The sequence below is a fragment of the Microbacterium sp. H6 genome (assembly GCF_003314775.1).
GTDB classification, from domain to species: Bacteria; Actinomycetota; Actinomycetes; order Actinomycetales; family Microbacteriaceae; genus Microbacterium; species Microbacterium oxydans.
On sequence record NZ_QOAY01000139.1, the window covers coordinates 16,028 to 25,836 of the forward strand.

Genomic DNA, 9,809 nt, shown 5'->3' on the forward strand with positions numbered 1-9,809 from the left:
CGTTGCTGTTGCGCGGTTTGAGGCCGCGCGTAGCGTGGCGGGTGACCTTGTGCGGTCGACCTTTCAGGCCGCGTCGCTGGTAGGTGGTCTTGCGCTGCTGGTCAGCGCCGAACTCGATGGCCGGGTAGTCGGCCTTGGGGGCGAGCCCTCCGGAGAGAGCCCGCCCTTTCGAGGCTGACTGGATGCGGACGTTCTGATTCGAGACAGACACGACGGACGTGTCCACGAGGACGCGGTGCTCCAGCCTGGTATCCGCGCGCTCTGCAAGCGCCTTCTTCCACTCGGGGGCGGCGATGCGCTTCGTCTCCTGGCGGTTCATCTTCGCGATGGTGCGATCCAGGGCACGGATCGCGTAGATGGCCGCACGGAGTTCAGGTGACTCCTTGGCGTCGAGGCGCATCGTCGTCCCGCTCGTCCTACGCGGCGGCGATGGTCGGCTGTCCTTCGACACCCAGAGTGACGGAGGCCGTTGCCACCTGGTCAACCTGGCCACCGATGGAGCCGGGGGCGATGAAGGCAACGACGGTGATCGTAGGAGCCGTTCCAGTCGCCGCCTTCTTCGGCTTGAACTTGAACGTCTTGCGCTCACCAACGTGCTCGAAGAGATACGAACTGAGGCTGTTCGGGGTCGCCCAGTCCTGCGCATACGCGAGGAGCAACGCCCACTCGGGCGTCGTCGGGAATGCATGCGTGCTGGTCGGGGTCAGGCCTTTCCAACGGGCGATGTTCGTCGAGGGGTCAAGCTGTACCTGAGATACGTGCGCCTCGTAGTTATCCTCTTCGACCAGGAGTTCACAGTCGTTGAGGATGATGGGGACAACGGGAGGGGTGGACATGTGGCTACTCCTTGGATGCGATGACGGTGAGAGGAATGTCGAAGGCGAGCCGCGCGCCGTACCCAACGGCGGTGGCCTGTTCGTGCGAGAACCGGGTGTCGAGGTAGTCGAGGGCGGCTGTCGTGATGTCGTCCAGCTGGTCCCCGGCGCGGTCGAGGTCGAGGTGTGGAGAGATGAGCGTGAGCAAGAGACCGACGTTGCGGTGAGACTGTGGAGCGGCTGGCGTCCGGTCGTAGCTCTTGGCGCGGATGAGCGCGGTGGGCTGCGTGATGTCGTCAAGCTCGCGTTCTGTGGCGACGACACGCAGCGCAGCGAGCGGAGGGATGTCGGCCCAGTCGGCGCTCAGCTGCGCTTCCACGTCCTTGCGCACGCTCATGCGATTGCCCCCAGAGCGCGTCGAGGACGGAGAAGCTGCTTTACCTGCCAGTCGAGCGGGAAGGCGCTGATGCCGTACCCGCCGCCGTCGAAGTCCCCGCCCGGGGCGGCCTTCGAGGAGTTGTAGGTGTTGCGCGCCTGGAGTGCCTGAGCGAGCCGCCAGCCGTCCGGGATGGAGGCTCCCTCAGCGAGGGCGGGAGCGTAGGCGAGGCAGGCTTCCTTCGCGGCACTCAGGTAGAGCGTTGCCGTGTCGTCGTTCATGGGGACATCCGGCCACAGGGTCGGAAGGTCCTCATCGTCGGCGGTGAGCCATTCAGCCATCGTCTACGCTCCCGTCTCTCAGGCCGCGACCGTGACGGAGCGGACAGCCTTGGCGTTGTTCGCCAGGGAGGCGTAGTAACCGAAGACCGCGATCTCAGTGGCCCCCTGGCCCGGGCGCACGCCGTCCACGCGGATGGGCGCCTCGCCGCCCAGCTGCCAGAAGGTGACGGCCTCCTTCGCGCCGACAATGACCTTGCCCGCGCCGACCGGGGCCGGCATGATCTTGAAGCCAGCCATGTCCCCTTCCTCCAGGCCGAAGCCCGCGTTGAGGAAGGCGAGCACGTCGTCCTTCGGGGTGAGCACGATGTCACGCCACAGCTCGGGCGACACGAGGGAGTAGGCCGGGCGGTTCTCGCTGCCGATCACGTCGAGCGCGCCGTCCACGATGGCAGCGAGTCCCTTGGCGATGCCAGCGGGAACGGAGCCTGGCGCGGTGGCCGTGGCTGCGCTCATGATGGCGGCGAGGCACTTGGCGTCCGCCTTGCGCTTGTAGTCGTCGGCCTGGTGGGTGACGTAGCTGGCGACGACCGCCTGGTCGTTGAAGTCGGTGAAGCGGCGGTCGAGGGCGTGGCCGCCCGCGAGGCGCGATGCGTTGACAGTCACCGGCTCGGTGTCCACGGTGTTGCTCGGCACGTCGGTGACGTTGCCCGCATAGTCGCCGACCTCGGGCGACTTGCCTTCGACCCAACGCCATCCCTGCATGGCGTAGTTGGTCAGCGTCTCCTGCGTGACCAGCGGGATGAAGCGCTGCTGGTAGGGCAGCTTGTCCCAGAGCTCGCCGAGGTATCCGGTCTGCTGGGTGTCCTGCCCGATGGTGGCCCCGGAGGGTCCGGAGTGCTGGATGTTGGCGATGGCGAACAGGTCGCCCGCTCCTGCGTACGGGGCGAGGTCGTCGGGGTTGTTGCGCGCGAGGGCGGCGAACATGCCGTCGAGGGTGGGGCTGGGCGTGATGGTGATGCCGTCGCCCGGGACGATGTTTCCCATGAGTGCTTCTTCCTTGTCGGTGTCTTCGCCCTCGGCCTTTTCGTCGGCTTCGGGCTCTTCGGTGATGGTGGTGACAGTGGTCGTGGTGCGGGTGATGCGCTTCTTGCCGTCGCCGAGGTCTTCGGCCTCCTCGGTGGTACTTGTGGTGGACTCCTCGCCCGTGCCGTCGCTGTTGGTCTGCGACCAGCTGGAGGACGATTCGGACTCGGCGGGCATGTCGTACCCGTGCACCGTCACGGTGTCGTCGGCGGCGAAGAGGGCGGCGGACGCAAAGGCACCTTCGGTCACGAGTGCAGCCCCCGTGAGGCGAGCGCGCACGGCCCGAGCGCCATCGCGCACCATGTCGGTGACTTCCGCCGAGAGCTTGCGCAGTGCGCCCGGCTTCGGCTTGCCGAACGCGTCGAGGTTGTCACGGATGTACGCATCGCCTTCGTCGGTGTCCGCGATCCGGAACTCCGAGTACACGCCCTCGGCACGCTTCTCCAGGAACGTGGCCCGGCCTACCGGATCGTGCCGGTTGTGGTGCCGGTTGAGCCCGACGACAGAGGCGTCACGCGGCAGGTCGATGTTGTCAGCGCCGAACTCAATGGGCTCGGCCCCCGACACGCTGGTCCGCGAACGCTCGCCGAACGGGAGCAGGATGCCGCGCAGGATGCGCGTGGCGGGGTCGTAGGAGAAGTCTCCGTGATCGGTCATGCAGCTGCCTCCTCAGGCGTCGTGGCGTCGGCACGGTTGGTCGCGCCGTACGTGTCGTTCGGGGTCGCGGTGAGGTTCGAGCGGTTCAGGCGGATGACCTTCTTGGGATCGCCGGTCACGTCTTCCTGCGATAGGCGCGCTTCGAACGGGGCGATCCAGTACTCCAGGTCGTCGATGATCTGGTTCCGAGTGCCCTCCTGTGTGACGTACGTAAGCGAGGAGGTTGCGGTGGAGCCGTCGAGATACGACACCGGCAGATTCATCGCGTTGGCGATGTCGATGCGGGCGGCGTTGCGCCCTTTGTCGTACAGGTCGGCCTCAATCTCGCCGTACACTTCGAGTTCGAGGGAGGCCGGAAGGAAGCCGACTGCGCCGTTATCGCTGGTGCGTGCCGCCGCGAACGCCTCCACGTACTGCTGAGCCTCCGCCTGCTCTACGCCGTTGTCTTCTTTCTCGTGGAGGACAACGAGGGGGATCGGGTTGCGGACGCGTCCGACCCATGCGCGTTCCATGTACCGCCAGCCTCGGATGGTGTCGCGCGCCTTGATGAGCAGGCCGTCGTCCGGTCCCGCGAAGAGGATGACACCGCGTTCGTCAGTGACTGGCTGCTGGTCAATGGAGACGCCCGTGGGCGATGCGGTATCGAATGTCCAGCGGTGGCGGGCGAGGCGGGCGGCGTCGATGATAGCTCCGGCCTCGTTGCGTTCGACGAGCCACAGGGTCCACCCGGTGAACACGGTGTCGTCGAGCGACCACGCGAATCGGTGCCAGCACGTCTGCGCAGTGCGGGTGGCAGTGAGCCATGCGGGCTGCTGCTTGTCGGCGATGAACTCGCCGTCGATCATCTCGCCGAGTTCGAACACGAGGTCGGCGAGGCGGCCGACGATGACGGCGCGGCCGCGTCCGATGGGCTGCACGGCCATCGCCGTTTCGCGTGTCACGGCGTCCGCCGTGGCGGGGCCGTAGATGTCGGAGTAGACGAGCGCGGCCAGTGCGGGCGGTGGCGAATAGGGCAGGATCGGCAATCCCGCCAACACGTTCGCCGCCGATGCGGGCGAGCCGAACAGGAGGCGCGAGATCCAGGACATGCGAGAAAGCTATCCGCGAACTTTGTAGATCGTCAACAATGCCCTGTGGATAACTTTGTAGCTAACTCATAATAATAGGGGCAAAGGACTTCCCTGCACTGGGATCGGGGAGCTTGTAGAGCGCCGCCGCCGCGGCCTCCAATGGCGTGATGTCGAACTCAGGATCAGCGACTGGGGTGCCGAAGAGGACGGCTTTCCCGGACGTCCTCTTGACCGCACCGGCTGCGGCCTTGTCGAGAGGTTCCTGCTCCCAGTGGTGCACGTCGCCGTGACGCAGCCCGTTGAGGAGCTTGGTGTGTGCGACGCTCTTCTCTCCGAAGCGGATGAGTTGTGACTGCGGGCGGGGGCGGGCGTCGCGGTTGAGTTCCTGGATGATCGCCTTCTCCTGCGGGGAGTCGTCGTAGATGATCGGAAGGCGAAGTTGCTTCCAGTACTTCCAGAGGGTTGCAGCCATCCGGGCGTTGCCCTGCTGGTGATGGATGATTTTGATGCCGATGCGGGGGGCGCTGTCGTCGTCACCGTCGAGCGCCCAGGCGGCGCGAGCGAGGTCGCCCGCATCGTCAGGCAGGTACCACGCAATGGCGATGGACGCCCAGAGCCCGCCGGGATGGACGGCGAACGCGAGCGATAGCGGTGTGACTCCGGTGGGCACGGGGCCGCGTTCGGTGGTGTCGCTCCACTCGCCCCCGATGATGGTGTCGTTGCCCACAGCCTTGCCGAAGTGGCCGAGGTATTCCATCGAGAATCGAAGCCAGCCGAGGATGGCGAAGTTGCGGCGGATGGTGGCGAGGTTGGTGAGGCCGTCGAGTCCCGGGTGCAGTCGTTCGATGAGTTCACCGGCTCCGGATTCCCACGTCTCCAGCTTCTTTTCGTCCATATCGTCGGGTACGCCGTATCGGATGCGGCCCGCTGTGGGGTCGTGGAGGGTAGCCCAGAAGTGGGACCCGTCGCGGTACTTGCCACCGGTACCGGCGTAGACGAGCTGCGCGCCGGGGCGGGTGTCGAAGGACGGCACGACCGCGCCCACGATGTCATCCCACATCTCGGGCTCGGCCTCGCCGGACTCATCGAGCACGAGGATGTCATAGGCACCGGAGCGCACGTCATCGCCGTTGGGCGAGAGGATCGCGAGCTTAGACCCGTTGGCAAATTCAATGCCGAGGTTGCCGTTGCCTTCGGTCAGCTTCACGCCCATCGTTTTCTCGCGGTAGGTCTTGTCGCGCCACTTGCGGAGGATCGAGTCGCGCACGTCGAGCTTGAAGCGTTCACCCGCCTTCTTCGCGGTCGTGAGCATGGTGTAACCGGCCATGTAGACGGCGCGCATCCAGCACCGTCCGAGGAGGATGCACCACAGGCTCGTGGTCTTTGAGGAGCGGCGAGGTTCGAGGATCGCGTTGAGGAAGCTGGCCTCGTCGGGGCCGATGTCGTCCGGGTCAATGGGACCGCCCGTACCGATTACGTCGGCGGTTCGGAGCATCTGCGGCTGTAGGTTCCCGAGGAGCCCTCCAGGGACGATGCGACGGGGAACGAGCTCGTTGATAATCCATGCGCCAACCAGGAACTCGGCGCGAGACTGGTAGGTGCTGTGCAGGGTGGATTCGTCCAGGGGGTCGCGGCCGGAATCGCGAAGCTCGTTCCACGCATCCTCTTGGAGGAGGGGATGTTCGAAGACCTCTTCGGGTAGCTCCACTCCTGCCCAGTCCTGGGGGGGGATTTCGCTGCCGGAGGCGGTAGTTGTGACGCCGCTACTCAAAGAAGCGGCGTCGGATTCTTCGAACGTTGGTGCGATCAGACTGGCCATGTTGTCTCTTGGTTGGTCGGCACGTTGATGTGTCGGCGTGCGTTGGTGATGGATGCTCCCTCTCGCCCTCCAGCTGCACGGTTGCCGACGCACTGCGCCGTGCGGTGGCGGTGCTCGGGTGCAAGCTCGTTCAGTGCGGATGCGCGCGCGCCGGGCAGGTGCCCAACGTCGAACGGCTGGCCGGGTGCGATGGGTCGGCGGCAGCGCCAGCACGCGACACTACGCCCTGCTCGGTGTGCGGCGTGCACGCGCGAGCGGATGACCGGCGCGTTGCGTCGGTACTCGGGTGTCTGATGCTTGGCGCCCATCGGTCAGTGCCGCCCGTTGGCGAAGCGCCCGATGTAGATGGCTCGGTCAGTAAGCATGTTCTCTGCCGCGTTGATGAATGCGCGTGCCGCGTCCAGGTACTCCGGCCCGTCTTCGACGAGGCGCGTCCGTGCGCCGTCCAGTGTCCGTGCCGCGTCGTTGAGTGAGCGCGCGGTGTCCCGGAGCCCGAGGCTCTTGGCTTCGCCCCGGAGGTCGCGGGCTGAGTCCACGAGCGTGGTAAGGCGGTTGATGGTGGCTCGGCATGCGTGCGCCTCCCCCTTGGTCAAGATCATCGGTCGAGCCCGTCGGGGCATACACCGCAGTCGCACGGTCCCATGTGCTCGTACGGTCGTGCGCACAGGTGGACGCGGTGGCCCGCCCGCTGGCTCGTGACCCACGCTCGGGCGCACTCGCCGCTGCTCGCCATTGAGACCGCCTGCTCTGCCACGAAGACGGCACCGGCTGCGGATTCGCGAGCGATGCGCTTGCGTTCGCGAAGGTCGAACGCGATCCACAGGATCAGGATGGCGGCGAAGAGAAGGGCGACCCGCAGGGCCGGGAAGTTGTCTGGGGTGTTCATCTGCGTTGCTCCTTGGGCTGGTAGGTGGGGCCGAGGATTGCGCGTATCTCGGCGATGGTTGGCTGCTCGATGTGGTCACGGTCTTGGCGTCCGTCTTGCCGGTGGTGGCCGCAATTGCACCAACCGGATTCGAGGTAGTGGTGCGGATCGGTCATACGACCAGAACCTCTTCGTTGGCCCTGGCCTCCGAGCGGGTGACCTGGTAGCCGAATGCTTCGACTCCGGCGTGGTCGCGGATGACCTGCACAGCGTCGAAGATCGTGGCTTCGGGGTCGGTCAGCGTGACGTGGAAGTCGCGGTTCATGTCGTACATCCAGTAGTGCTTCATCATCGTCTTTTCGCTTTCTCGCGCGTTCAGGTACGTAGGAAGAGAGAGTTAGTTGGGTAAGAGGGTTCTAAGGGCGGTTCTTAGAGCGACAGCAGTTGTCACCCCTGGATGCCGGTTTCTGTCACCCCTGGATCGGTCAGGGGTGACTTAGGTGTCACCCCTGGTTTCAGGGCCTCCCCCTCTCTCCTCCGTGTACCGAAGCGCCGTCGTCAGCACGTCGTAGACAGTGGGCCGGTAGCGGGCGTCTAGGTGCTCCACCCACCGCTGGTCGCCTTCGCGAATGAGGTCGCACGCGCGAAGCTCTTTGATGGCTCGCTGGACGGTCCGCTCGGAGCATTCGAGGCGTTCGGCGATGGTCGAGACATGCGGGTAGGCTCCGTAGCCCAGATCGTCCGCTCGATCCGCCAGCTGGAGGAGCACCCGGAACGGCGTACCGTTGCAGACGCTGAGTGGGAGGTTTGCCGCCCAGATGTACGCGTTCAAGCTCATGTGCCCATAATTTCGACATGAGCACAACACGCCGACGCATTGAGCGCGGCGTGTCGAGATATTGGGCGCGCTACACTGAACGCATGAGCATGACAGTCACATGGACTCTTGGGGAACTTCTCGCGAAGGCGCGCAAGGATGCGGGCCTCGATCAGACTCAGCTGGCGGCGGCGGTCGGCGTCGCCCGCAACTCGCTCTCCAACTACGAGACGGGACGCTCGATGCCGCAGTTCGACGTGACAGCTCGAATCGCGGCGGCGTGCGGCGTGAGCCTCGAATGGCTCGCAACGGGCGTTAACGCAGAAACGGCCTCCACCGAAGTGGAAGCCGTTTCGTCACTGTCTCAACACAGTGTGCGCCCGAAGGGACTCGAACCCCTAACCTTCTGATCCGTAGTCAGATGCTCTATCCATTGAGCTACGGGCGCCCGGCCCGCTCAGCGGGCCGTAGAACAGCCTACAACAGTCCCGACGCGAAAGCGAAACGAGGCCTCAGTCGTCGGCCGATGCGGCCTTCTGCTGCTTCTTCCGCCTCTTGGCCTTGGCTCTCTGCTCCGAGGAGAGCGCCTGCAGGTCGACGAGCCGAAGGGCCTGCATCCGGGCCTCGCGCATGCGGTTGTAGTCGGGATCCTGGTCGGGGCGCATCCCCTCGACACGCAGTCGACGGTCGAGGTTGTGGCGCACGTCGGCCCAGGCCGCGCTCCTCGCCTCCTCGACGATGGCGGCGAGCTGCTCCCGGTCCTGCATGATCTCGCGCAGACGCACGGCGACGCCGGTGGACTGCTTGGCCCGACGGCGGAGGTTGCGCACATCGCGATCGCGGTAGTCGTGCGTTCCCACCGGGTCGGAATGCCGGCCCCTCGCCCGCTTGCGCAGGGCGGTGACGGTGGCCGCGGCTTCTTCCGACTCCTCTGCCATGGCACGGAGCGCCTCACGCGCGTCGTCGATGTACTTGTCCATGTCGAACACGCCGTCCTCGGCGATGGTGCCGATGAGGATGTGGTTCTTGACGGCCAGGCGCGCGGCAGCGGTCGCGATCGCGACGCCTTCGGCGATGGCATCCGCTGTCCGTCCCACCGGTACCTCCTCTCCTTGAGCGTACCGGTATCGATGCGGCCCGGTGTCGGCCAGAATGGTCGGAATCAGCATGCCCCAACCATCCGACATCCGCGGGTTCGCGCCCCGATCACGCCCTGCAGGAGACGCATGAAACACCTCGATCTCACCGGGGGCACCACCGTGATCACCGGAGGCGCCAACGGGATGGGCGCGGAGATCGCACGCCGGCTCGCTGCCCGAGGAACATCTCTCGCGCTGGTCGACCACGACACCGCGGCTCTTGCGAGGATCGCCGAGGAGCTGCACGACGCACGCGTGACCACGCACGTCGTCGACCTCCGCGACGACGACGCCGTCTTCGCAGCCGTGACGGACATCACCGCGTCGCACCCGCGGATCAATGCGCTGATCACGTGCGCCGGCTCCTCCATGCTCGGCGACATCGACCAGCTGACGATGGAGGAGATGCGCTGGCTCACCGACGTGAACCTCTGGGGCACCGTGTCCGTCACCAAGGCGCTCCTCCCCGCGCTCCGCGCCGCCCCTGCCGCCCACATCACCCATCTGGCGAGCGTCTACGCCCTCGCCGCCCCCGCCGGACGGATCCCCTACGCGGTGAGCAAATTCGCCGTCCGCGCCTTCTCGGAAGCACTGCGGCACGAGCTGGAGGGCACCTCTGTGACCGTCGGCGCCGTGTACCCGGCAGGGGTGCGCACCGGGATCATCCTGCACGGCCGCTATGCCGCGGCGATCGACCCGAAGGTCGCCGCCCGCGCCGCCGCCGCCCAGGCGGAGATGTACCACACCGAGCCCGCAGACGCGGCGGCGCGGATCATCCGCGCGACCGAACGACGGGCTGCACGGACCATGGTCGGCCGCGAGGCGCGCCTCATCGATGTGCTCACCCGTATCGCGCCGGCGTCGTACTGGCGTGTGATGCGGCGGCC

14 protein-coding genes and 1 tRNA gene are annotated in these 9,809 nt (G+C 66.2%); 2 read left to right on the top strand and 13 right to left on the bottom strand.

What is annotated here, in order from left to right; translation table 11 throughout:
* The 11 genes from DSP71_RS22180 to DSP71_RS09070 form a co-directional block, all read right to left on the bottom strand.
* A partial coding sequence (locus DSP71_RS22180) for a hypothetical protein (protein ID WP_181800707.1) occupies positions 1-400 on the bottom strand: 400 nt, incomplete at its 3' end.
* 16 nt (positions 401-416) lie between these two features.
* Complete coding sequence (locus tag DSP71_RS09025) at positions 417-836, bottom strand: hypothetical protein (RefSeq protein WP_113680927.1); 420 nt, start codon at positions 834-836, stop codon at positions 417-419.
* A 4-nt stretch (positions 837-840) separates the two neighbouring features.
* Entirely contained in the window at positions 841-1,212 is a 372-nt protein-coding gene (locus tag DSP71_RS09030) for a hypothetical protein (protein WP_147251260.1), read from the bottom strand.
* On the bottom strand, positions 1,209-1,532 hold the full coding sequence (locus DSP71_RS09035) for a hypothetical protein (RefSeq protein ID WP_113680929.1): 324 nt from the start codon (positions 1,530-1,532) through the stop codon (positions 1,209-1,211). Before DSP71_RS09035 ends, DSP71_RS09030 begins: the two co-directional genes overlap by 4 nt.
* Positions 1,533-1,550: 18 nt before the next feature.
* Positions 1,551-3,212, bottom strand: a complete 1,662-nt coding sequence (locus tag DSP71_RS09040; RefSeq protein ID WP_113680930.1) for a hypothetical protein — start codon at positions 3,210-3,212, stop codon at positions 1,551-1,553.
* Positions 3,209-4,300, bottom strand: coding sequence for a hypothetical protein (locus tag DSP71_RS09045; protein WP_113680931.1), 1,092 nt, complete (start codon positions 4,298-4,300; stop codon positions 3,209-3,211). The genes DSP71_RS09040 and DSP71_RS09045 overlap by 4 nt, the downstream gene beginning before the upstream one ends.
* Positions 4,301-4,361: 61 nt before the next feature.
* Positions 4,362-5,990: a hypothetical protein gene (locus tag DSP71_RS09050; protein WP_113680932.1), complete on the bottom strand. Its 1,629-nt coding sequence runs from the start codon at positions 5,988-5,990 to the stop codon at positions 4,362-4,364.
* 422 nt (positions 5,991-6,412) lie between these two features.
* Positions 6,413-6,700 (bottom strand): hypothetical protein, encoded by a 288-nt coding sequence (locus DSP71_RS09055; protein WP_113680933.1) that lies wholly within the window; start codon positions 6,698-6,700, stop codon positions 6,413-6,415.
* The gene (locus tag DSP71_RS09060; RefSeq protein ID WP_113680934.1) at positions 6,697-6,987 is read right to left on the bottom strand and encodes a hypothetical protein; all 291 of its coding nucleotides are present in this window, start codon (positions 6,985-6,987) and stop codon (positions 6,697-6,699) included. The genes DSP71_RS09055 and DSP71_RS09060 overlap by 4 nt, the downstream gene beginning before the upstream one ends.
* 151 nt (positions 6,988-7,138) lie before the next feature.
* On the bottom strand, positions 7,139-7,315 hold the full coding sequence (locus tag DSP71_RS22185; RefSeq protein WP_181800708.1) for a hypothetical protein: 177 nt from the start codon (positions 7,313-7,315) through the stop codon (positions 7,139-7,141).
* A 147-nt stretch (positions 7,316-7,462) separates the two neighbouring features.
* On the bottom strand, positions 7,463-7,804 hold the full coding sequence (locus DSP71_RS09070) for a helix-turn-helix domain-containing protein (RefSeq protein WP_113680936.1): 342 nt from the start codon (positions 7,802-7,804) through the stop codon (positions 7,463-7,465).
* A 17-nt stretch (positions 7,805-7,821) separates the two neighbouring features.
* Here DSP71_RS09070 and DSP71_RS09075 point away from each other — a divergent pair, with 17 nt between their 5' ends.
* Complete coding sequence (locus DSP71_RS09075) at positions 7,822-8,193, top strand: helix-turn-helix domain-containing protein (RefSeq protein ID WP_113680937.1); 372 nt, start codon at positions 7,822-7,824, stop codon at positions 8,191-8,193.
* Here DSP71_RS09075 and DSP71_RS09080 read toward each other — a convergent pair.
* Together DSP71_RS09080 and DSP71_RS09085 are read right to left on the bottom strand one after the other, a co-directional pair.
* Positions 8,159-8,231, bottom strand: a tRNA-Arg gene (locus DSP71_RS09080). The two genes, DSP71_RS09075 and DSP71_RS09080, sit on opposite strands and share 35 nt — an antisense overlap.
* 64 nt (positions 8,232-8,295) lie before the next feature.
* Positions 8,296-8,952, bottom strand: a complete 657-nt coding sequence (locus tag DSP71_RS09085) for an asparagine synthase (protein ID WP_227751398.1) — start codon at positions 8,950-8,952, stop codon at positions 8,296-8,298.
* Positions 8,953-9,009: 57 nt separating this feature from the next.
* Between DSP71_RS09085 and DSP71_RS09090 the strand changes: the two genes are divergently transcribed.
* On the top strand, positions 9,010-9,809 hold an 800-nt coding region (locus DSP71_RS09090), incomplete at its 3' end, for an SDR family oxidoreductase (protein WP_147251262.1).